Origin of the sequence: Enterobacter cloacae complex sp. Mu1197 (assembly GCF_040059225.1) — a bacterium.
GTDB classification, from domain to species: Bacteria; Pseudomonadota; Gammaproteobacteria; order Enterobacterales; family Enterobacteriaceae; genus Enterobacter; species Enterobacter quasiroggenkampii.
This window is the reverse complement of record NZ_CP157375.1, coordinates 3,670,429-3,692,686: the sequence shown is the minus strand read 5'-3', so window position 1 is coordinate 3,692,686 and position 22,258 is coordinate 3,670,429. Positions and strand designations below refer to the sequence as shown.

Sequence of the window (22,258 nt, the reverse complement as noted above, 5' to 3'; positions counted from 1 at the left end):
ATGAGTCTGTTACTGGCAATTCTTCAGGCGCTGGTGCTGTTTGCCGCCGCGCCGCTGCTGTCGGGCATCACGCGCGTGGCGCGAGCCCGGATGCACAACCGTCGCGGGCCTGGCGTGCTCCAGGAGTATCGCGATCTCTTCAAGCTGCTTTCTCGCCAGAGCGTGGCGCCGGATGCCGCAGGCTGGGTCTTCCGCCTGACGCCGTTCGTGATGGTGGGCGTGATGCTCACCATCGCCACCGCGCTGCCGGTAGTGACGGTGGGATCGCCGCTGCCGGCGCTCGGGGATCTGATTACGCTGATCTACCTGTTTGCCATCGCCCGCTTTTTCTTTGCGATTGCGGGTCTCGACACCGGGAGCCCGTTTACCGGCATCGGTGCCAGTCGCGAGGCGATGCTCGGCGTGCTGGTTGAGCCGATTCTGCTGCTGGGGCTGTGGGTTGCCGCGCAGGTTGCGGGTTCCACGCATATCAGCTTTATCACCCACACCGTGTACCACTGGCCGGTTGCCCGCTCCCTTCCGCTGGTGCTGGCGCTGTGCGCCTGCGCGTTTGCCACCTTTATCGAGATGGGCAAGCTGCCGTTCGATCTGGCCGAAGCCGAGCAGGAACTGCAGGAAGGACCGCTCACCGAGTACAGCGGCTACGGCTTTGCGGTGCTGAAGTGGGGCATCAGCCTTAAACAGCTGGTGGTGCTGCAGATGTTTGTCGGCGTCTTCTTCCCGTGGGGGCAGATGACGCACCTCTCCGCGGGCGGTCTGCTGCTGGCCGTCGTGGTTGCCGTCCTCAAGCTGCTGGTCGGCGTGCTGGTCATTGCCCTGTTCGAAAACAGCATGGCGCGTCTGCGTTTTGTGGAAACGTCACGCATTACCTGGGCCGGTTTTGGTTTTGCATTTTTAGCGTTCGTCTCCTTGCTGGTGGCGTGATTAAAGAGAGTGTTTATGTCTGAAGAAAAGAAAGGTCAGCAGTATCTCGCCGCATTGCATCAGGCTTTCCCCGGCGTGGTGCTGGAGGAATCCTGGCAAACCAAAGACCAGATCACCGTCACCGTAAAGGTGAACTATCTGCCAGAAGTGGTGGAGTTTCTCTACTACCGGCAGGGCGGCTGGCTGTCGGTGCTGTTCGGTAACGACGAGCGCCAGCTATGCGGCAATTACGCGGTGTACTACGTGATGTCGATGGAGCAGGGCGAGAAGTGCTGGATCACCGTGCGCGTCGAGGTCGACCCGAATAAACCGGAATACCCGTCCGTCACGCCGCGCGTGCCCGCTGCTGTCTGGGGCGAGCGTGAAGTGCGCGACATGTATGGCCTGGTGCCGGTTGGCCTGCCGGATGAACGCCGTCTGGTGCTGCCGGACGACTGGCCGGACGAACTCTATCCGCTGCGCAAAGACAGCATGGACTACCGTCAGCGTCCGGCCCCGACCACCGACAGTGAAACCTACGAATTCATCAACGAGCTGGGCAGCAAGAAAAATAACGTGGTGCCGATCGGCCCGCTGCACGTCACTTCCGACGAGCCGGGCCACTTCCGCCTGTTCGTTGACGGCGAAAACATTATCGACGCCGACTACCGCCTGTTCTACGTCCATCGCGGCATGGAAAAGCTGGCGGAAACCCGCATGGGCTACAACGAAGTCACGTTTCTTTCTGACCGCGTCTGCGGCATCTGCGGCTTCGCCCACAGCACCGCCTACACCACCTCGGTGGAGAACGGCATGGGGATCGTGGTGCCGGAACGCGCGCAGATGATCCGCGCCATTCTGCTGGAGGTGGAGCGCCTGCACTCGCACCTGCTGAACCTCGGCCTGGCCTGCCACTTCGTCGGCTTTGACTCCGGGTTTATGCAGTTCTTCCGCGTGCGTGAAGCGTCGATGAAGATGGCGGAGATCCTCACCGGGGCGCGCAAAACCTACGGTCTGAACCTGATCGGCGGGATCCGCCGCGACCTGCTGAAGGATGACATGATCCAGACCCGCCAACTGGCGCAGCAGATGCGCCGCGACGTGCAGGAGCTGGTGGACATGCTGCTCAGCACGCCCAACATCGAGCAGCGCACCGTCGGCATTGGCCGCCTCGATCCGGAGATCGCCCGCGATTTCAGTAACGTCGGCCCGATGGTGCGCGCCAGCGGCCACGCCCGCGACACGCGTGCCGATCACCCGTTCGTCGGCTACGGCCTGCTGCCAATGACCGTGCACAGCGATCAGGGTTGCGACGTCATCTCCCGCCTGAAGGTGCGCATCAACGAGGTGTTCACCGCGCTGAATATGATCGACTTTGGTCTGGACAACCTGCCGGGCGGCCCGCTGATGGTGGAGGGCTTCACCTACATTCCAAACCGCTTTGCCCTAGGCTTTGCCGAAGCGCCGCGCGGGGACGATATTCACTGGAGCATGACCGGCGACAACCAGAAGCTCTACCGCTGGCGCTGCCGTGCGGCGACCTACGCCAACTGGCCAACCCTGCGCTACATGCTGCGCGGTAACACCGTGTCTGATGCGCCGCTGATCATCGGCAGCCTCGACCCGTGCTACTCCTGCACCGACCGCATGACCGTCGTGGACGTGCGCAAGAAGAAAAGCCAGGTGGTGCCGTATAAAGAGCTTGAGCGCTACAGCATCGAGCGTAAGAACTCGCCGCTGAAATAAGGATTCGTCATGTTTACCTTTATCAAAAAAGTGATCAAAACCGGTACGCAGACCAGCCGCTATCCGCTGGAGCCGATGCCGGTCGACAAAAACTTTCGCGGCAAGCCGGAGCACAACCCACAGCAGTGCATCGGCTGCGCGGCCTGCGTCAATGCCTGTCCGTCGAACGCCTTAACGGTGGAAACGGATCTCAAAACCGGCGAGCTGGCCTGGCAGTTTAACCTCGGGCGCTGCATCTTCTGCGGCCGCTGCGAAGAGGTCTGCCCGACGGTCGCCATTCGCCTGTCGCAGGAGTACGAGCTGGCGGTGTGGAAGAAAGAGGATTTCCTGCAGCAGTCGCGCTTTGACCTGTGCCACTGCCGCGTCTGCCAGCGCCCGTTCGCTGTGCAGAAAGAGATCGACTACGCCATTGCGCTGCTGCAGCACAACGGCGACGCCCGCGCGGAGCATCACCGTGAAAGCTTTGAAACCTGCCCGGCATGCAAGCGACAGAAGTGTCTGCTGCCGTCCGACCGCATTGATATCACCCGCCACATGAGAGAGGCCAGCTGATGGACAATTTACTTGGCCCACGCGACGCTAACGGCATTCCGGTGCCGATGACGGTGGACGAATCCATCGCCAGCATGAAGGCGTCGCTGCTGAAAAAAATCAAACGCTCGGCCTACGTCTACCGCGTGGATTGCGGAGGCTGCAACGGCTGCGAGATTGAGATCTTCGCTACGCTGTCGCCGCTGTTTGACGCCGAGCGCTTCGGTATCAAAGTGGTGCCGTCCCCGCGTCATGCGGACATCCTGCTGTTCACCGGGGCCGTCACCCGCGCCATGCGCTCGCCCGCGCTGCGCGCCTGGCAGTCCGCGCCGGACCCGAAAATCTGCATCTCTTACGGCGCCTGCGGCAACAGCGGCGGCATCTTCCATGACCTCTACTGCGTCTGGGGCGGCACCGACAAAATCGTGCCGGTGGACGTCTACATTCCGGGCTGTCCGCCGACGCCCGCCGCCACGCTGTACGGCTTCGCGATGGCGCTCGGCCTGCTGGAGCAGAAAATCCACGCCCGCGAGCCGGGCGAACTCGACAACCAGGCTGCGGCCATTCTGCACCCGGACATGGTGCAGCCGCTGCGGGTGAAGGTCGATCGCACGGCGCGCAGGCTGGCGGGCTATCGCTACGGCCGTCAGATTGCCGACGACTATCTGCGCCTGCTGAGCCAGGGCGAGCATCAGGTCGCACGCTGGCTGGAGGCGGAAAACGATCCGCGCCTCAATGAGATTGTGGCGAACCTGAACAGCATCGTCGATGAGGCGCGTATCCGATGAGTGAAACGGTGGTGTTCAGCCAGCTGAGCCGTAAGTTTATTGATGAGAACGATGCCACGCCGGATGCGGCGCAGCAGGTGGTCTATTACAGCCTGGCGATTGGGCATCACCTCGGGGTGATTGACTGCCTGGAGGCCGCACTGAGCTGTCCGTGGCCGGAATACCTGGCGTGGATTGCCACGCTGGAGGAGAGCAGTACGGCGCGGCGCAAAATGGAAGGCGTGCCGAAATATGGTGAGATCGTGATCAATGCGAACCACATTGCCATGCTCGCCAACGCCTTTGACGCGGCGCTCGGCAGACAAACCCCGGAGCAGCAGGCGTGGAGCAAAACGCTGCTCGGTATGCTGCATGATATTCATCAGGAGAGTGCCATCTACCTGATGGTGAGGAGATTACGTGACTGACGTTTTACTGTGTGTCGGCAACAGCATGATGGGCGACGACGGCGCGGGTCCGCTGCTGGCGGAGATGTGCGCCGCGAACCCGCAGGGCAACTGGGTGGTGATTGACGGCGGCAGCGCGCCGGAAAACGACGTGGTCGCCATCCGCGAGCTGCGTCCGGACAGGCTGTTAATCGTCGATGCCACCGATATGGGACTCAACCCCGGCGAGATCCGCCTGATTGACCCGGACGACATCGCCGAGATGTTTATGATGACCACCCACAATATGCCGCTGAACTACCTGGTGGATCAGATCAAAGGTGACGTGGGCGAGGTGCTGTTTTTGGGCATTCAGCCGGACATCGTAGGGTTTTATTACCCGATGACGCCGCCGGTGAAGGAGGCGGTGGAGGTGGTGTATTCACGGCTAGCGGGATGGGTTGGGAACGGAGGGTTTTCTCAGCTCTGAGCAGCGCCCGGTGGCGCTACGCTTACCGGGCCTACGGTTTTGTAGGCCGGGTAAGGCGAAGCCGCCACCCGGCAAAACAGGCTACTCGAGATCCCCCCCGTTACTCGCAATCACCTTCTTATACCATCCGAACGATTTCTTGCGTTTCCGCTCCAGCGTGCCATTCCCGGCGTCGTCGCGGTCAACGTACACAAACCCGTAGCGCTTGCTCATCTCACCGGTTGAGGCCGAGACCAGGTCAATGCAGCCCCAGGTGGTGTAACCCATCAGCGGCACGCCGTCCTCAATCGCATCGCCCATCGCGCGGATATGCTCGCGCAGATAGCTGATGCGGTAGTCGTCGTTAATCTCGCCGTTTTCATCAACGACATCTTTCGCCCCCAGGCCGTTTTCCACCAGGAACAGCGGCTTCTGGTAGCGGTCGTACATCATGTTCATGGTGATGCGCAGGCCAAGCGGGTCGATGCCCCAGCCCCATTCGCTCACCTGAATGTGCGGGTTGCGCAGAGATTTAACGATGTTCGCCGCATTGGTGTTGTTCGCGTTCATATCCGCCGAGGCGCAGCGCGAGGCGTAATAGCTGAACGAGACAAAATCGACGGTATTTTTCAGCAGTTCGTCATCGCCCGGGTCTTTAACAATCACGACGCCTTTCTCGCGGAACACGCGGGCAGAATAGGCCGGATAGCTGCCGCGCGCCTGCACGTCGATAAAGAACAGGTTCTCGCGGTCTTTCTCCAGCGCCATCCACACGTCTTCCGGCTTGCAGGAGTAGGGGTAGAAGTTACCGCCCGCCAGCATGCAGCCGACCTGGTTTTCCGGGTTCACCTCGTGAGCAATTTTGGTCGCCAGCGCGCTCGCCACCAGCTCGTGGTGCGCGGCCTGGTATTTCACCTGGTCTTCGTTTTCGCCTTCCTCAAACACCAGCCCCGCGCCGGAGAACGGGCTGTGTAGCATGATGTTGATTTCGTTGAAGGTCAGCCAGTATTTCACCAGCCCGTTAAACTCCTCGAAGCAGGTGCGGGCGTAGCGGGCAAAGAAATCCACCATTTTGCGGTTGCGCCAGGAGCCGTACTCCGTCACCAGGTGCATTGGCACGTCGAAGTGGCAGAGGGTTACCAGCGGCTCGATGTTGTACTTTTTGCACTCCTCGAACACCGCGCGGTAGAAGGCAATGCCTTCTTTGTTCGGCAGCGGCTCGTCGCCGTTCGGATAGAGGCGGCTCCAGGCGATCGAGGTGCGGAACACCGTAAAGCCCATCTCCGCCATCAGGGCGATGTCCTCTTTATAGCGATGGTAAAAATCAATCGCCTCGTGGCTCGGGTAGAACTCGTCGTCACGCAGCGAGAAACGCTTTTCCTTACCGAGCTTCACTGCCAGGCGATTCGCGCCGTGGGGGATCATATCGACCGTCGTCAGCCCTTTGCCGCCTTCACGGTAAGCCCCTTCGCTCTGGTTGGCGGCAAGCGCGCCGCCCCATAAAAATCCTTGTGGAAAAACAGACATTCTTACCTCGCTTTCAATTTATGCTTTTGCTGCGTTGTTCTGTACCGGTGCGGTCTGCAGGGCGCGCGCTTTTTCAGCCTCGTCTTCGACCGGAATATCCTCAAAGCCCAGTATCAGGGTCAGAATAAACGACAGCACCACTGCCAGACCCATCACGCCAAACACCCAGACGATGGTCATCGGGTTGGCCGGGTCGAAGAACTGTACGCTGGTAAACAGCCCCGGTGCCGCCATCGAGTGGCTGGCAAGACCCGCGATACCGGCAACCGCGCCGCAGATAAAGCCGCTGATCAGGCTAGCAATCAGCGGGCGTTTCAGACGTATTGCGACACCGTACAGGGCCGGTTCAGAGATCCCCGCCATGATGGCGGAGGCCGCCGCCGCCAGCGCCGTCTGGCGCAGCTCCGGGTTTTTGGTTTTCCACGCCACCGCCAGCGACGAACCGCCGAGCGACAGGTTGGCGCCAATTTCCGACGGCATCACCATCCCTTCCTTGCCCGTCTCGGCAATGGTCTGAATGATGGTTGGCGTAAACACGCGGTGCATGCCGGTCATGACCAGCAGCGGCCACAGCGCGCCCATGATGGCCACGGAGAGCCAGCCCAGATAGCCGTGAATGGTGTAGACCAGCGCGGAAATCGCACTACCGATCCAGATGCCCAGCGGGCCAATCAGCACGATGGCGAGCGGGGCGGCAATCAGCACGATCAGCATCGGCTTGAGGAAGTTTTTCGTCACCGCCGGGGTAATGCGATCCACCCAGCGCTCGATGTATGACAGGCACCAGGTCATCACCAGCGCGGGGATGACGGTGTAGGTGTATTTCACCGCCGTCACCGGGATAAAGGCGAACTCAACGTGCTCGCCCTGCGCGGCTTTCGCCATCAGCTCGATAAAGCTCGGATGCACCAGCACGCCCGCAATGGCTATCGCCAGCGACATGTTGGTTTTGAATTTCACCGCCGCCGAGGCCGCCACCATCAGCGGCAGGAAGAAGAACGCGCCGTCGCCGATGACGGTCAAAATGGTGAGCGTCGGCGCGCCTTTGGGCAACACGCCGGTCATCTCAAGGATCATCGCCAGCAGCTTGACCATCGAGCCGCCGATGATCGCCGGGATCAGCGGGGACATGGTGCCGATCAGCGCGTCGAGGATCCCGGCGCCAATGCGGCGCAGCGTCAGCTTTTGCGGGCCTTCCGGCACCGCGGGCTGCAGGTCAGCGGGCAGCAGGCTTACCACCTCGCGGTACGCCTGGGAGACGGTATTGCCAATAATCACCTGGCACTGGTTGTCGTTGCGCACCACGCCGAGCACGCCGCTGATGCTTTTCAGGCGCGCGGCGTCGGTGAGGGTTTCGTCTTTCAGAACGAAACGCAGTCGCGTCATGCAGTGGGTGACGGCGACGATGTTCTCTTTGCCGCCCAGCGCGCTGATAACGTCGTTCGCCAGCGCAGCGTAATTTTTGGCCATCGGATGTGATCCTGTTATCGTTGTGTGAAATGTAGGAAACCGGTTCCACATAATCATCATGAGTTTTTATGAATGAAACAAGATCGCTTTTTGACCATTTTTTTATTTCGTGACGCCGATCACCAGCAGGAACCCAAAGCGTGATGTCGCCGCTGCGACAATTTTTCTGCAGTGCAGTACACTGCGCTCCATCAGATTCAGACGGAATAACAACATGACCACGATGCTTGAAGTGGCGAAGCGGGCAGGCGTTTCGAAAGCGACGGTATCCCGGGTGCTGTCGGGCAATGGCTATGTCAGCCAGGAGACCAAAGATCGGGTGTTTCAGGCCATTGAAGAGAGCGGCTATCGCCCAAATTTGCTGGCGCGCAACCTGGCGACCAAACGTACCCAGACGCTGGGCCTGGTGGTGACCAACACCTTGTATCACGGCGTCTACTTTAGCGAGCTGCTGTTTCACGCCGCGCGTATGACGGAGGAGAAAGGGCGGCAGCTGATCCTCGCGGACGGCAAGCACAGCGCCGATGAAGAGCGCGAGGCGATCCAGTATCTGCTCGATATGCGCTGCGACGCGGTGATCATCTATCCGCGTTTTCTGAGCGTGGAAGCGATGGATGAGATCGTCGAGAAGTGCGAGCAGCCCATTATGGTGCTCAACCGCCGCCTGCGGAAAAACAGCAGCCACAGCGTGTGGTCCGATCATAAAGCCTCCAGCCAGGACGCGGTGGCACAGCTGATTGCGAAAGGGCATCGGGAGATCGCCTTTATCACCGGCTCGCTGGATTCTCCCACCGGGGTTGAGCGTCTCTCCGGCTATAAGGACGCGCTGGCGCAGCACGGTATTCCGCTGCGCGAGGGGCTGATTGCGCAGGGGAAGTGGAACCCCGCCAGCGGTGCGGCGGCGGTGTCCGAGCTGCTTGCTCGGGGTGAGCGCTTTACGGCGCTGGTGGCGAGCAATGACGATATGGCCATCGGTGCCATGAAGCAACTGCACGACAGCGGCGTGGCCACGCCGGACGCGGTGTCGGTGATCGGTTTCGACGATGTGGCCATCGCGCCTTACATTGTGCCGTCGCTCTCCAGCGTCCGCATTCCGGTAACGGAGATGATCAAAGAGACCATCAGCCGCCTGATCTTTATGCTCGACGGCGGTGAGTTTAAATATCAGCAAACCTTCTGCGGCGAGCTTGTCCTGCGCGACTCGGTTATTGACGGCCCGCACCGCTGATGTCGACAGCTGTCATCGTCATAAGTGACGATGACGGCACCACTGTGATTTTTAAAATTCTATAAAATCAATAATTTAATTATTGGCACGGTTTATGAATATCTCCGCGCATAACTGTAATGCTGGAGAAGCAGATGAACCGTTTTATTATGGCCGATGCCAGTAAGTGTATTGGTTGCCGTACCTGTGAAGTGGCGTGTGTGGTTTCCCATCAGGCGGAGCAGGACTGCGCGTCGCTTACCCCTGACACCTTCCTGCCGCGCATCCACGTCATCAAAGGCGTGAATATTTCCACCGCCGCCATCTGTCGCCAGTGCGAAGACGCACCGTGCGCGAACGTCTGCCCGAACGGGGCGATTAAACGCGAGAAAGGCTTTGTGCACGTGATGCAGGAGCGCTGCATTGGCTGCAAAACCTGCGTGGTCGCCTGTCCGTATGGCGCGATGGAGGTGGTGGTCCGTCCGGTAGTGCGCAACAGCGGTATGGGGCTGAGCGTGCGCGCGGACAAAGCCGAAGCCAACAAATGTGACCTGTGCTACCACCGTGAGGCCGGCCCGGCCTGTATGGAAGCGTGTCCGACACACGCGCTGGTCTGCGTGGATCGCGACAAGCTTGAGCAGATGAGCGCCGAAAAGCGCCGTCGCGCGGCGTTCGACACCTCGTCATCACTGCTGTTCTGAACCGTATGAGCAGCAACGGCGTTCAGCTGCGGGTGCGCGGCAAAGTGCAGGGCGTCGGGTTTCGTCCCTTCGTCTGGCAGCTGGCGCAGGCGCTTCAGTTGACCGGTGACGTCTGCAATGACGGAGAGGGTGTGCTGGTGCGCCTCGCGGGTAATGGGGGGGCCTTTACCGCGAGGCTGCATCAGGACTGCCCGCCGCTGGCACGCATTGACCGCGTGGAAGCGCAGCCGTTTACCTGGGCGCGCGTGCCGGAGGTCTTTACCATCCGCCACAGCGCGGCCGGGACGATGGACACCCAGATTGTCCCCGATGCGGCGACCTGCCCGGCGTGTCTGGCTGAGATGGGCGACCCACGCGAACACCGTTATCGCTATCCGTTTATCAACTGCACCCACTGCGGGCCGCGGTTTACCATTATCCGCGCCATGCCCTACGACCGCCCGGCCACGGCAATGGCGCCGTTCCCGCTCTGCGGGCCGTGTGAAGCCGAGTACCGCAATCCTGCCGACCGCCGTTTTCACGCCCAGCCGGTCGCCTGCCCGGACTGCGGGCCCGCGCTTATGTGGCGTGCGGGCGACATGACAGCTGAGCGCGAGGCTGCGCTGCACGAGGCGGTGGCGATGCTGAAAAGCGGCGGTATTGTCGCCGTCAAAGGGCTGGGGGGCTTTCACCTCGTCTGCGACGCGCGGAACCCGCAGGCGGTCGCGACGCTTCGGTCACGCAAGCAGCGGCCCGCGAAGCCGCTGGCAGTGATGATCCCGCATGCGGATGACCTGCCGGAGACGGTTCAGACGCTGCTACGCTCACCCGCCGCACCCATTGTGCTCACGCCAAAAGCCTGGCTGCCCGCGTTCCCGGAAGGTATCGCACCCGGTCTGGATTCCGTCGGCATCATGCTTCCTGCGAACCCGCTGCAGCACCTTCTGATGATGGACTGCCAGTGCCCGCTGGTGATGACCTCCGGCAACCTCAGCGGCAGACCGCCTGCCATCACCAACCGGCAGGCGCTGGATGAGCTCAGCGGCATCGCGGACGGTTTCCTGCTGCATAACCGCGATATTCTGCAGCGGATGGACGATTCGGTGATGGATCGGGACGGTGCGATGCTGCGCCGCGCGCGCGGTTTTGTGCCCGATGCCATCACGCTGCCTGCCGGGTTCGACAATATCCCCGCCATGCTGTGCACCGGGGCGGAGATGAAAAACACCTTCTGCCTGGTGCGTGGGAATCAGGCGGTGCTGAGCCAGCATTTTGGCGATCTCCGTGACGAGGGGGTGGAAGCGCAGTGGCGTTCCGCGCTGTCGGTGATGCAGGACATTTACGCCTTCCAGCCGGCGCGCGTGGTGTGCGATGCCCATCCGGGATACCGCGCTCGTCAGTGGGCGCAGGCGCAGGCGTTGCCCCTTGAAGAGGTACACCACCATCACGCCCACGCCACGGCGTGCCTGGCCGAAAACGGCTGGCCGCGCGATGGCGGAGACGTTATCGCCCTCACGCTGGACGGGATCGGCATGGGCGAGAACGGCGCGCTGTGGGGCGGGGAGTGCCTGCGGGTCAGCTATCTCGACTATGCGCATTTGGGTGGTCTGCCTGCTGTTGCGCTGCCGGGCGGCGATCTGGCGGCCATGCAGCCGTGGCGTAATCTGCTCGCCCACTGTCTGGCGTTTGTACGCGACTGGCAGCAGTACCCGGAAACCCATGCGGTTCAGCGCCAGCACTGGCCGTTGCTGGCGACGGCGATCCAGCGTGGCATCAACGCGCCGCGAGCTTCTTCCTGTGGTCGCCTGTTTGACGCGGTTGCCTGTGCGCTCGGCATCGACACGCAGCGTTACGAAGGGGAAGCGGCCTGCCGGCTGGAAGCCCTGGCATCGCAGTGCGCGGGTGTCGACCATCCGGTGACGCTGGAAGTGGATAACCTCGCGCTTTTCTGGCAGCAGTGGCTGAGCTGGCAGGCGGAACCCTGCGCGCGCGCCTGGGCGTTTCACGATGCGCTGGCAAAAGGGCTGGCGGAGCTCGCCGCGTTTCATGCCCGGCGCCTGTCGCTTTCGACAATCTGTCTCAGCGGCGGGGTATTACACAACCGTCTGCTGCGCGCGCGTCTGCGTCATTATCTTTCTGACTTTACGCTTCTTTTTCCTTCGCGCCTGCCCGCAGGTGACGGAGCGATCTCCTTCGGGCAGGCGGTGGTCGCCGCTGCCCGGTCATGTTTACAAAGGACTAAAAATGTTACGACTGTTACGCAATGAACCTCGCGCCGCGCTTCTGCTGCTAGCTCTGGTAATAGCAAACCTGCTGGCCTGGGGATGGGCATGGCACACCTTTAGCGGCAGCACGGCGCTGATGGCGGCAAGCCTGCTGGCGTGGTGCTACGGACTGCGTCATGCGGTGGACGCTGACCACATTGCAGCCATAGATACCGTGACGCGTAAGATGATGCAGCAGGGCAAACGCCCGTCCGGCGTGGGGGCGTGGTTCTCGCTGGGCCACTCCACCATCGTGGTGCTGGCTTCCATTGCCATCGCCGCTACCGCCACGGCGTTTCAGAAGAACATGGCGTGGTTCCACGAAACCGGCAGCCTGATTGGTACCGCTGTTTCCGCGACCTTCCTGCTGGCGATGGCGCTGGTGAATATGGTGATCCTGCGCGGCGTCTGGCGCAGTTTTCAGGCGCTGAAACACGGCAGGCCCGTGCAGGACGACATCACGCTACCTGCTCAGGGCGGGGTAATGAACTGGCTGTTTGGCAAGACCTTCCGCCTCGTCAATAAAAGCTGGCAGATGTACCTGGTTGGCTTCCTGTTTGGTCTCGGCTTTGATACGGCCACCGAGATCGGCGTGCTGGGGATCTCTGCCGCCAGCGCGTCCAGCGGGATGTCGGTGTGGTCAATCATGATCTTTCCGGCACTCTTCGCCAGCGGCATGGCGCTGGTGGATACCCTCGACAACCTGCTGATGGTCGGCGCCTACGGCTGGGCGTTTAACAAGCCGCAGCGCAAGCTCTACTACAACATGACCATCACCGGCACCTCCGTGGTGGTGGCGCTGTTTATCGGCGGGCTGGAAGCGCTGGGTCTGCTGATGGATAAATTTGCCCTCAGCGGCGGCCTCTGGGATCTGATTGGCGCGGTGAACGACAATCTGGGCAACGCCGGGTTTATCGTCGTGGGTCTGTTTGTCGCCTGCTGGCTGATTTCCATGGCGAATTACCGCTGGCGCGGCTACGACGCGCTGGCGGTACGTTCCTGAACGACCCAGCCCGGCGGCGCTACACTTGCACGGGTCTGCATGTAGGCCGGGTAAGCGGAGCGCCACCCGGCATTACGAGGGTTAAGCAGGGAGCGATTTCAGCAGGGCGAAGGCCTCTTTCATTCGGTCTTCACTGACGACAAAGGCGCGCATCTGACCGTCAGCATCGATGCCGCGCGCCACCATGCCCTGCGGCGAAAGGGCAATCTGCCAGTCCAGATCCTGACGCTGCGTTTCGCCGGCGAGATGCAGCGGTAATTCCGGCGTTTTCACTTTGACCAGCATGGCGGGTAATTTCACCGGCGTAGTGCCGCCGAGCAGGTTTTTCGCCAGAGACAGCGCGCTTAATTGAATCGGCTGTAAAAAGGGCAGCACCTGGCCGTTAATTTCCGCGCAGTCGCCCAGGGCATAAATGTCCGGCTGAGTGGTTTGCAGGTAGCAGTCTACCTTCACGCCGCGGTTAATTTCGGCGCCTGCGCGGTGCGCCAGCGCCGTTTCCGGGCGCAACCCTGTCGCTGCAATCACCACATCCACTTCCACGCTGCGGTTGCCGTCGAGCGTTGCACGTAGGCCGGTGCCAGTTTTGCTCAGGCTCTGCAGCTGCGATTTCAGCAGCAGATGGATGCCCATGTCGGTCAGATGATGCTGTAAGCGGCTGCTCACTTCAGCGGGCATCAGCGCCGACAGAATGCTCGCCGCGTGGTCGACCAGGGTGACGGATTTACCCGCCCGGCAGAAATCCATCGCCAGCTCGGTGCCGATCAGCCCGCCGCCGACAATCATCACCCGCGTGGCGTCGCGAAGCTCCGTTTCGCTGGCCTGATACGCCTGCTGGCTGTTGAGCGTGACCATCAGCTCGCGGCCCTCAACCGGCGGCACAAACGCAGAGGCACCCGTGGCCAGCACCAGCTTGTCGTACTGCCAGGTTTTATCTTTCGCTTTCACCAGACGGGCGTCGGCGTCGATATCGGTGACCCAGGTGTACGGAAACAGGCGCAGGTTAAACTGTTCTGCGAACGCCCCCGCCGTCTGGCGGGTGAGATCGTCGGCGCGCTGGTTCTGGCTAATGACGTGGCTTAAATCAGGCTTGTTGTACTCGTCCATGCTGTCGGCGGCGATCACCGTCAGCGGCACGTTAGCATCCTGTTTGCGGATATTTTTCACCAGCTGGCGGGCGGCAAAGCCCGAGCCGATAATGACGATGCCGTGGTTCATTTTGCCTCCGTTGCCAGTTCATCAAAGACGTCTTTCCCGAGGGAACATTCCGGGCAGAGAAAGTTGTCCGGCACCTCACTCCACGGCGTGCCCGGGGCGACATCCTGCAGCGGCTCGCCCCGTTCCGGGTCGTAAATCCACTGGCAAACGCTGCACTGCATGCATGGACCGAGGTCGGCAGCGGCGGCTTCAGCTATGGCTTCCGGCGCAATCGCCGCGGCGGGGGTGGTTTCCGGCAGCGGCGCGAGTGCCCACTGACGGGCGATGTCGCGGCCGTGCTGGCGGCAGATTTCCAGGGCGTCGATATCCGGCCGCCATTTCGCTTTCAGGCTCATCGACATCTCAAACCCTGCATCCTGTAAACGGGTAGAGAGACGGTCTACCGCGCCGCCGCTCCAGCCGTGGGAGCCAAAGGCGCTGGCGCGCTTGTTGCGAAAACGCAGGCCGGTCATCTCTTCGACCAGACCGGCAATCTTCGGCATCATCACGTTATTCATGGTGGACGTACCCACCAGCACCCCTTTTGAGCGGAAGACGTTGGTGAGGATCTCGTTTTTATCACTGCGCGCCACGTTGAAGATTTTCACCGCCACGTTCGGGTCCACTTCGTTGATGCCCTGAGCAATGGCGTCCGCCATCATGCGGGTATTGTTGGACATGGTGTCGTAGAAGATCGTGATGCGATCTTCCTGATAATCTGCCGCCCATTTCAGGTACAGCTCGACGATCTGGGTGGGGTTTTCACGCCACACCACGCCGTGAGAGGTGGCAATCATCTCCACCGGCAGGTTAAAGCCGAGGATCTCGGTGATTTTTGGCGTCACCAGACGGCTGAACGGGGTGAGGATGTTGGCGTAGTAACGCTGGCACTGCTCGAACAGCTCGGTCTGATCCACTTCGTCATTAAACAGGCGTTCGTCGCAGTAGTGCTGGCCGAAGGCGTCGTTGCTGAACAGCACCGCGTCGCCGGTCATGTAGGTCATCATGCTGTCCGGCCAGTGCAGCATGGGCGTTTCCACGAAGATCAGCTGCTTGCCGTTGCCGATATCCAGCGCGTCGCCCGTTTTCACGGTGTGGAAGTTCCACTCCGGATGGTGGTGGTGACCGTTGATCGAGTCGATGGCGTTGGTGGTGCAGTAGATAGGTGTGTTCGGGATGTAAGACATCAGCTCGGTCAGCGCACCGGCGTGATCTTCTTCCGCGTGGTTGATGATGATGTAGTCGATGGCGTTCAGGTCGATTTCACCGCGCAGGTTCTGCACGAACTCGCGGCTGAACTTGTGATCGACGGTATCGATCAGCACGTTTTTTCCTTCGCGGATGAGATAGCTGTTGTAGCTGCTGCCGCGCAGCGTTTTATATTCCGTCCCGTGGAAATCGCGCACTTCCCAGTCACGTTGACCCACCCAATGAATGTTATTTTTAACCAGAATAGACATAGCAAACCTCAGCGTAATATCGCGTTTTTCAAAATAGGATGGTTTGCTTATATCAAGCTGCGTGCCAACTTTTAATTTATTGATTTTTATATATTTATATTTTAATGATCCGTAATGGTTAGTCATTTTGACTATCAAAAGCAGTGTCACTATGACAATATGCATTGTCAAAATGACAGCGAGGCAGAAATGAGCTTTTCCGTAGACGTGCTGGCGAAGATCGCCATTGAGCTGCAAACCGGTATCGGCCATCAGGACCGCTTTCAGCGGTTGATCTCCACGCTGCGCCACGTGCTGGCGTGCGACGCCTCGGCGCTGCTGCGCTACGAAGGGCGACAGTTTATTCCCCTGGCGATCGACGGCCTGGCGAAGGACGTGCTCGGGCGGCGCTTTACCCTTGAAGGCCATCCACGTCTGGAGACCATTGCCCGCGCGGGTGACGTGGTGCGTTTCCCGGCGGACAGCGACTTGCCCGACCCGTACGACGGGCTGATTCCCGGCCAGGAGAGCCTGAAGGTGCACGCCTGTATCGGCCTGCCGCTGTTTGCCGGGCAAAACCTGATTGGGGCGCTGACCCTCGACGGCATGTCACCGGACCAGTTCGATACTTTCAGCGATGAAGAGTTGCGCCTCATTGCGGCGCTGGCTGCCGGGGCGCTTAACAACGCGCTGCTGATTGAACAGCTGGAGAGCCAGAATATCCTTCCCGGCAGCCCGGCGTCGTTTGAGCAGGTCACGCACACGGAGATGATTGGCCTCTCTCCGGGCATGGCGCAGCTCAAAAAAGAGATTGAGATTGTTGCCGCGTCCGATTTGAACGTGCTGATCTTCGGGGAGACCGGCACCGGCAAGGAACTGGTGGCGAAGTCGATTCATGAAGCGTCGCCGCGCGCGGTCAATCCGCTGGTGTACCTCAACTGCGCCGCGCTGCCGGAAAGCGTGGCGGAAAGCGAATTGTTTGGTCACGTCAAAGGGGCGTTTACCGGCGCCATCAGCAACCGCAGCGGCAAGTTCGAAATGGCCGATAACGGTACGCTGTTTCTGGATGAAATAGGCGAGCTTTCCCTGTCGCTACAGGCCAAACTTCTGCGCGTATTACAGTACGGCGATATCCAGCGCGTGGGGGATGACCGCAGCTTAAGAGTGGATGTGCGCGTGCTGGCGGCGACCAACCGCGACCTGCGTGAGGCGGTGCTGGCCGGGCAGTTCCGCGCCGACCTCTTCCACCGCCTGAGCGTGTTCCCGCTTACCGTGCCGCCGCTGCGCGAGCGCGGGGACGACGTGGTGCTGCTGGCGGGCTATTTCTGCGAACAGTGCCGTCTCAGGATGGGACTTTCCCGCGTGGTGTTAAGCCCGGGGGCGAGGGCGCATCTGCTGAGCTACGGCTGGCCGGGCAACGTGCGCGAGCTGGAGCATGCGATCCACCGCGCGGTGGTGCTGGCGCGAGCGACGCGTTCGGGTGATGAAGTGGTCATACATGCCCGGCATTTTGCGCAGCATGATGAAACCGCACCCACGATTGCCCATGCAGCTCCGGAGATAACGAGCGAAAACCTGCGTGACGCGACAGAGGCGTTTCAGCGTCAGATGATTATCCGCGCGCTGGATCAGAACAACCGCAACTGGGCGGCGTGCGCCCGGTCGCTGGAGATGGACGTCGCCAACCTGCACCGGCTGGCGAAGCGTCTCGGGCTGAAGGGTTAGATAATCCCGGCCTGATAGAAATCCTGCAGGTTGATGGCGCCGCACAGCCTGCCGGTGTCATCCACCACCGGTGCGGCGGTGATTTTGCGCTTCATCAGCACCTCTTTGGCTTCAATGGCGCGGCTCTCGGCGTTCAGCGTCAGCCCGCCCTGGGTCATGGCGTCCGACACTTTGGTTTCCAGCTTGCCACCGCCCACCAGCCAGCGGCGCAGGTCGCCGTCAGTGAATACGCCTTTGACGTACCCGTCGTCATCGCACACCGCAACCAGCCCCAGACCGGTGCGGCTGAGCTCCAGCATCGCATCCATGACGCTGGTATTGAGTTTGACCTGCGGAATCGCATCGTCGGTGCGCATCAGGTGGTGAACCTTGTTGAGCAGGCGTGCCCCGAGCGCCCCCGCCGGATGCGAGCGGGCGAAATCTTCTTCGTTAAACCCGCGCGCCTGCATCACCGCCATCGCCAGCGCGTCGCCCATCATCAGGGTATTCACGGTGCTGGAGGTCGGGGCGAGGTGCATCGGACAGGCTTCACGCTCAACGGAAATATCCAGCGTTGCTTTGGCGGCAAGCGCCAGCGGCGAGCGGGATTTCCCGGTCATCGCCAGCAGGGCAACCGATTTTTCCTGCAGACGCGGAATGATGAGATCCAGCTCTTTCGCCGAACCGGAGTAGGAGATAAACAGCATCACGTCGCGGCTCTCAATCATTCCCAGATCGCCGTGCAGCGCCTCTGCAGGATGCACGAAGAAAGCCGGGGTGCCGGTGCTGGCCAGCGTCGCGGCAATCTTTTTGCCGATGTGGCCGGATTTACCGATGCCCGCCACGATCACTTTGCCTTCGCAGTGGATAATGGTGTTGGCGGCGCGGACAAAATCCTCGCCCAGACGTTCCGGCAGGCGGCTGGCTTCCTGCAGCTCCAGCATCAGCGTCTGGCGGCCCGTTTCTAACAGAAAATCACTCATCTCTCTCTCCGGTTACGATCACGTCGATGCCTTTCTCTTCCAGCGCTTTTTTGAACGCCGGATCGATACCCGCGTCGGTAATCAGCTTGTCGACGCTTTCCAGGCTACAGACAATGTTGGGGCTTTTGCGGCCAAACTTCGACGAGTCTGCCATCAAAATCACTTCCCGCGCGGCGTTGCACATGGCTTTACTGACGCTGAACACTTCGTTGAACGTCGTGACGCCCGCGTTCAGATCGATGCCGTCGGTGCCCATAAACAGTTTATCAAAGCTGAAGTGGTCGAAGGCGTTCTCCGCCAGCTGTCCGTGAAATGAGGCGGATTTTTTGCGGAAGGTGCCGCCGGGCATCAGGATGGTCTGCTCGCTGTCGAACTCCGACAGGGCGTTGACGATATGCAGGCTGTTGGTCATCACCGTGATGTTGTTAAAGCGGCTGAGCAGCGGGATCATCTGCAGGACGGTGCTGCCGGCATCCAGAATGATGGAGTCGCCATCGTGGATAAATTTTACGGCGGCTTCGGCAATCAGCGCTTTCTGGTGGGTGTTGATCAGCGTTTTGTGGTCGATAGGCGGATCGGCTTCGTCTTTATTGAGCACCACGCCGCCGTAGGTTCGAATGACGGCGCCAGAGTTTTCGAGCAATACGAGGTCCTTGCGTATCGTCGTGCCGGTGGTGTCAAAGTAGTGGGCCAGATCCTCTACCGAACATTTTCCCTGCTTTTGCAGATGTTCGAGAATGGCCGCCTGGCGCTGACGAGGTTTCATAGGCGCTTCGTTCCTTAGGTTGCGAAATGATAATTTCGCAAGTCTATAGCTTTCACAACGAAATTATCCATGTTTCAGATTAAGCGCTAATGATAGTGCATTCTGACAGAGTGGATCATGGGGAAAGATCACATCAGGCTGCAATTCCTGCAGCGAAATGCCGTTGATTGCCTGGATTTTCACCGGACGGGCAAAGACGGTCATGCCGCGCATGATGAGGGAATCGCAGACGTTATTGTTTTCATCCAGCGCAATAGCCACGACGACGCGTGGTTTAAAGCGTCCGCCGGAACGTCCGACGCCCACGCGGCCTTTCTGGCACAGGGCGTCAAACGCGCGGTTAAACTGGTGGATTTGCCAGCCGCCGAACGCCATCTGGCAGAGCCAGGCGAGGGCGGCGACGGTGATGAGTGCGGTAACCATATCTGCTCCTTTAATGGCCGGGTGGCGGCTGCGCCTTACCCGGCCTGCGGGGATGGTAGCCCCGGTAAGCGCAGCGCCACCGGGGAATGAACTCAGAACATCACCTGCCCGCCGGTGACGTTAATCGACTGTCCGGTGCAGTACGAGGCTTTCGGGCTGGCGTAAAACAGCAGCATGTTCAGCACGTCCTGGTAATCGCACCCGCGCTTGAGCGGCACTTTATCGATGTAGTACTGCTCCACTTCTTCCGCTTTGATGCCGAGCTTGGTGGCGTACTGCGGCAGCAGGGACTGGAACATCGGCGATTTCAGCAGGTTGCCGAGCATCAGCGAGTGAACGGTAATGCCGTATTCGGCCAGATCCAGCGCCAAAGACTGCGTCAGCCCCACGCCGCCAAACTTCGCCGCGCTGTAGCCGGAGTTATGCTTGCTGCCCACTTTCCCCGATTTAGAGTTGATCTGAATGATGCGCCCCTGAATGCCGTCGCGGATCATCAGACGGGAAAACTCGCGGGCACAGAGGAAATAGCCCACCAGATTGACCTGCAGCGAGCGGTCAAAATCCCCCAGCTCGAAATCGCTGATAAAGGCCGCTTTCGCAATTCCCGCGCTGTAGACCAGCAGGTCGGTACGGCCAAAAATCTCGTCCACGCCGCGGGCCAGCGCCATCACGCTCTGCTCGCTGGTGGCGTCGGCGCCAAACCCGTACGCCATTCCTTCACCAAACTCGGTATTGATGGTGTCCGCCACGCGGGCGGCTTTTTCACTCTGGATGTCCACTACCGCCACGCGGTAACCCTCTGCGGCAAGCCCACGGCAGAGGAACTCGCCTAAGGTTTGTCCCCCACCAATGACAACGGCAACCTGACTCATGTCTATCTCCTTAATTACGCAACAAATTTTAACGTGCAGCCTGGGGTGACAGCCTGCGGAACCGGGCCCGTTACGTGAACCGTGCCGGGATACTCCGCCTGCGGCTGGCCGTCGAAACGCAGGGTGATGTGGCCCAGCTCGCGCAGGTTTTGTTCAGCGACGTCGCCGACGGCGGTCACGGCATAGCGCGCCTCGCCCAGCTCCAGCTGGCTCCCGGCCTTCAGCTCACCGTTCAGCTCGCCGTGGCAGTGGATGAAGCAAAACTCTTCGATATCAGCAGGCGCCCCTTCGCGAAAGGTGATCAGCATCTGGTCGCTCAGCGCGTCGGCGGCGCTCTGGCCGATGCGGGTAATAGTAGTCTGGTAAATCACGGTCATAGCAGGCACCTCTTATTGATAAATAAAGCCGGAAACAAACCAGGCAATCAGCACCGTCGGCGCGCCCGTCAGGAAGCGGCTGACCAGCACGGACGGCACGCCCACGCGCACGGTGTCCTGGCGCGCTTCGGCCAGCGACAGCCCCACAGGGATAAAGTCGCACGCCGCCTGGGCGTTAATGGCAAACAGGGCGGGCAGGGCGAGGTGCGGGGGAATGTTCCCCAGACCAATCTGCACGCCAATCAGCACGCCGATGACCTGAGCAATCACCGCGCCCGGGCCGAGGAACGGCGACAGCAGCGGGAAGGAGCAGATCAGCGCCAGCGTCACCAGCCCAAGCGGGTGGCTGGCGAGTGGGGCGAGCCCATGGGCAATCCAGTCGCCCAGGCCGGAGGCCATGATGATGCCGATGAGCGCCGAGACGAACGCCATAAACGGCAGAATGGTCTTCAGCACCGTGTCGATGGTGTCGCGCCCGGACTGGAACAGCACCGCCACGGCGGACCCCATGCCCATCCCGACCTTCGCCAGCAGGCCGTCGCTCTGCTCGGTAATTTTTTTACTGGTGTCGTACTCGCGCGGAGCCGCTTTTTGCGGTGCAGACGTCCCCTTCACCAGGGTGATGTTGTCTTCCTTAACGCCCGAGACATAAATGTCTTCGAGGATGTACTGCGCCAGCGGGCCGGATTTCCCGGTGGAGTGAATATTTACCGTCGGAATGCGGCGCTTCGGATAGATGCCGCAGCGCAGCGTGCCGCCGCAGTCGATCACCGCCACGCCGATTTCCGCCTCCGGTGGTTCCCCTTCTTTGAAGCCGTCGACCGCTTCCCAGCCCGTCAGCTCGCGCAGCCTGTCGACGATCGCCGGGCGGGTACCCGCGGTGATGTAAACAATCTTTTTGCCTTCGGTGGCGTCGAACTCCAGCGGGCCGCCCCAGCCGCCCGTGCCTTTCTCAATGCGGATCCGGTTCATGCTGTGGCTCCTGAAAGATGGACCTTCTGTTCAAGCTGGATGCCCATTTTTTTCTCGAAAATAGCGGTGGTGAGGTCGGTCACCCAGCCGCGGAAGAAGTTGGTGACCAGACCGACCAGCAGGTAGCTCACCGCCAGCGGGCCGAGCGGCAGGCCAAGCGTGGTAAGGCCGCTGGCGATCCCGAGATAAACGAACAGCTCGCCGGGGTTGATGTGCGGGAACAGGCCGTTCATCGAATGGCAGCTGTAGGAGGCGGCGGCGTAATAGCTCGGCTTGTACTTCTCTGGCATAAAGCGGCCGAGGCTTAAGGTCATCGGGTTGCAGAACACGAAGGTGCCGATAAAGGGCAGTATCAGGTAGCGGGACAGCGGGTTTCCGGCGCAGCGCTGGGCGAAGCGTTCAATACGCTGCTGCCCGATAAAGTTAATCAGCGCGTTCATGATAACCAGCAGGCTGATCAGCAGGGGCAGGATCCCGGTCACCATGCCGGTGAACACTTCTCCGCCTTTCTGAAACAGCCCGATGAACCACTCGGCGCCGTGGGTGATGGTTTCTATCATTCTTCTCTCCTGTAG

General features: G+C 60.6%; 22 protein-coding genes. 11 read left to right on the top strand and 11 right to left on the bottom strand.

Going from position 1 to position 22,258, the window contains the following annotated elements:
- Genes ABFV38_RS17290 through hycI form a run of 6 tightly spaced genes read left to right on the top strand, consistent with a single transcriptional unit; the run spans position 1 to position 4,823 of the window.
- Positions 1-924, top strand: coding sequence for a respiratory chain complex I subunit 1 family protein (locus ABFV38_RS17290; protein WP_348957645.1), 924 nt, complete (start codon positions 1-3; stop codon positions 922-924).
- Positions 925-939: 15 nt separating this feature from the next.
- Positions 940-2,649, top strand: coding sequence for a formate hydrogenlyase subunit HycE (gene hycE / locus ABFV38_RS17285; protein WP_348957644.1), 1,710 nt, complete (start codon positions 940-942; stop codon positions 2,647-2,649).
- A 9-nt stretch (positions 2,650-2,658) separates the two neighbouring features.
- On the top strand, positions 2,659-3,201 hold the full coding sequence (locus tag ABFV38_RS17280) for a formate hydrogenlyase complex iron-sulfur subunit (protein WP_008499573.1): 543 nt from the start codon (positions 2,659-2,661) through the stop codon (positions 3,199-3,201).
- Positions 3,201-3,968 (top strand): NADH-quinone oxidoreductase subunit B family protein, encoded by a 768-nt coding sequence (locus ABFV38_RS17275; RefSeq protein WP_104950236.1) that lies wholly within the window; start codon positions 3,201-3,203, stop codon positions 3,966-3,968. Before ABFV38_RS17280 ends, ABFV38_RS17275 begins: the two co-directional genes overlap by 1 nt.
- Positions 3,965-4,375, top strand: coding sequence for a formate hydrogenlyase maturation HycH family protein (locus tag ABFV38_RS17270; protein WP_235400452.1), 411 nt, complete (start codon positions 3,965-3,967; stop codon positions 4,373-4,375). The genes ABFV38_RS17275 and ABFV38_RS17270 overlap by 4 nt, the downstream gene beginning before the upstream one ends.
- Positions 4,368-4,823: a hydrogenase maturation peptidase HycI gene (hycI, locus tag ABFV38_RS17265; protein WP_348957643.1), complete on the top strand. Its 456-nt coding sequence runs from the start codon at positions 4,368-4,370 to the stop codon at positions 4,821-4,823. The genes ABFV38_RS17270 and hycI overlap by 8 nt, the downstream gene beginning before the upstream one ends.
- 81 nt (positions 4,824-4,904) lie before the next feature.
- Here the strand turns inward: hycI and ABFV38_RS17260 are convergent, their stop codons facing one another.
- Both ABFV38_RS17260 and ascF read right to left on the bottom strand, forming a co-directional pair.
- On the bottom strand, positions 4,905-6,329 hold the full coding sequence (locus tag ABFV38_RS17260; RefSeq protein WP_045908509.1) for a 6-phospho-beta-glucosidase: 1,425 nt from the start codon (positions 6,327-6,329) through the stop codon (positions 4,905-4,907).
- A gap of 18 nt (positions 6,330-6,347) precedes the next feature.
- Positions 6,348-7,799 (bottom strand): PTS cellobiose/arbutin/salicin transporter subunit IIBC, encoded by a 1,452-nt coding sequence (ascF, locus tag ABFV38_RS17255; protein WP_008499568.1) that lies wholly within the window; start codon positions 7,797-7,799, stop codon positions 6,348-6,350.
- A gap of 214 nt (positions 7,800-8,013) precedes the next feature.
- On the opposite strand from ascF, the gene ABFV38_RS17250 reads away from it, so the two are divergent.
- From ABFV38_RS17250 to ABFV38_RS17235, 4 genes are all read left to right on the top strand, one after another.
- Entirely contained in the window at positions 8,014-9,027 is a 1,014-nt protein-coding gene (locus ABFV38_RS17250) for a LacI family DNA-binding transcriptional regulator (protein ID WP_348957642.1), read from the top strand.
- A gap of 134 nt (positions 9,028-9,161) precedes the next feature.
- The gene (gene hydN / locus ABFV38_RS17245) at positions 9,162-9,707 is read left to right on the top strand and encodes an electron transport protein HydN (RefSeq protein WP_032643033.1); all 546 of its coding nucleotides are present in this window, start codon (positions 9,162-9,164) and stop codon (positions 9,705-9,707) included.
- Between the two features lie 5 nt (positions 9,708-9,712).
- The gene (gene hypF, locus ABFV38_RS17240; protein ID WP_348957641.1) at positions 9,713-11,953 is read left to right on the top strand and encodes a carbamoyltransferase HypF; all 2,241 of its coding nucleotides are present in this window, start codon (positions 9,713-9,715) and stop codon (positions 11,951-11,953) included.
- A complete protein-coding gene (locus tag ABFV38_RS17235) occupies positions 11,931-12,953 on the top strand; it encodes a HoxN/HupN/NixA family nickel/cobalt transporter (protein WP_348957640.1) in 1,023 nt (340 codons plus the stop codon). Before hypF ends, ABFV38_RS17235 begins: the two co-directional genes overlap by 23 nt.
- Positions 12,954-13,034: 81 nt before the next feature.
- Here ABFV38_RS17235 and norW read toward each other — a convergent pair whose 3' ends face one another.
- Positions 13,035-14,168, bottom strand: coding sequence for an NADH:flavorubredoxin reductase NorW (gene norW, locus ABFV38_RS17230; protein WP_348957639.1), 1,134 nt, complete (start codon positions 14,166-14,168; stop codon positions 13,035-13,037).
- Complete coding sequence (gene norV / locus ABFV38_RS17225) at positions 14,165-15,607, bottom strand: anaerobic nitric oxide reductase flavorubredoxin (RefSeq protein WP_348957638.1); 1,443 nt, start codon at positions 15,605-15,607, stop codon at positions 14,165-14,167. The genes norW and norV overlap by 4 nt, the downstream gene beginning before the upstream one ends.
- Before the next feature lie 189 nt (positions 15,608-15,796).
- Between norV and norR the strand changes: the two genes are divergently transcribed.
- Positions 15,797-17,311: a nitric oxide reductase transcriptional regulator NorR gene (gene norR, locus ABFV38_RS17220; RefSeq protein ID WP_348957637.1), complete on the top strand. Its 1,515-nt coding sequence runs from the start codon at positions 15,797-15,799 to the stop codon at positions 17,309-17,311.
- Here norR and gutQ read toward each other — a convergent pair.
- The 7 genes from gutQ to srlA all read right to left on the bottom strand — a co-directional run bounded on the left by gutQ (position 17,308) and on the right by srlA (position 22,243).
- On the bottom strand, positions 17,308-18,273 hold the full coding sequence (gene gutQ / locus ABFV38_RS17215) for an arabinose-5-phosphate isomerase GutQ (RefSeq protein WP_069720350.1): 966 nt from the start codon (positions 18,271-18,273) through the stop codon (positions 17,308-17,310). The two genes, norR and gutQ, sit on opposite strands and share 4 nt — an antisense overlap.
- Positions 18,266-19,039 (bottom strand): DNA-binding transcriptional repressor, encoded by a 774-nt coding sequence (locus tag ABFV38_RS17210; RefSeq protein WP_032640855.1) that lies wholly within the window; start codon positions 19,037-19,039, stop codon positions 18,266-18,268. The genes gutQ and ABFV38_RS17210 overlap by 8 nt, the downstream gene beginning before the upstream one ends.
- Positions 19,040-19,102: 63 nt before the next feature.
- On the bottom strand, positions 19,103-19,462 hold the full coding sequence (gene gutM, locus ABFV38_RS17205) for a transcriptional regulator GutM (protein WP_045908515.1): 360 nt from the start codon (positions 19,460-19,462) through the stop codon (positions 19,103-19,105).
- Between the two features lie 92 nt (positions 19,463-19,554).
- The gene (gene srlD / locus ABFV38_RS17200) at positions 19,555-20,334 is read right to left on the bottom strand and encodes a sorbitol-6-phosphate dehydrogenase (protein WP_023294411.1); all 780 of its coding nucleotides are present in this window, start codon (positions 20,332-20,334) and stop codon (positions 19,555-19,557) included.
- A 14-nt stretch (positions 20,335-20,348) separates the two neighbouring features.
- Positions 20,349-20,711, bottom strand: a complete 363-nt coding sequence (gene srlB, locus ABFV38_RS17195) for a PTS glucitol/sorbitol transporter subunit IIA (RefSeq protein ID WP_045908516.1) — start codon at positions 20,709-20,711, stop codon at positions 20,349-20,351.
- 12 nt (positions 20,712-20,723) lie between these two features.
- Complete coding sequence (locus tag ABFV38_RS17190; RefSeq protein ID WP_039025237.1) at positions 20,724-21,683, bottom strand: PTS glucitol/sorbitol transporter subunit IIB; 960 nt, start codon at positions 21,681-21,683, stop codon at positions 20,724-20,726.
- A complete protein-coding gene (gene srlA, locus ABFV38_RS17185) occupies positions 21,680-22,243 on the bottom strand; it encodes a PTS glucitol/sorbitol transporter subunit IIC (protein ID WP_003862164.1) in 564 nt (187 codons plus the stop codon). Before srlA ends, ABFV38_RS17190 begins: the two co-directional genes overlap by 4 nt.
- Between the last annotated feature and the right edge of the window lie 15 nt (positions 22,244-22,258).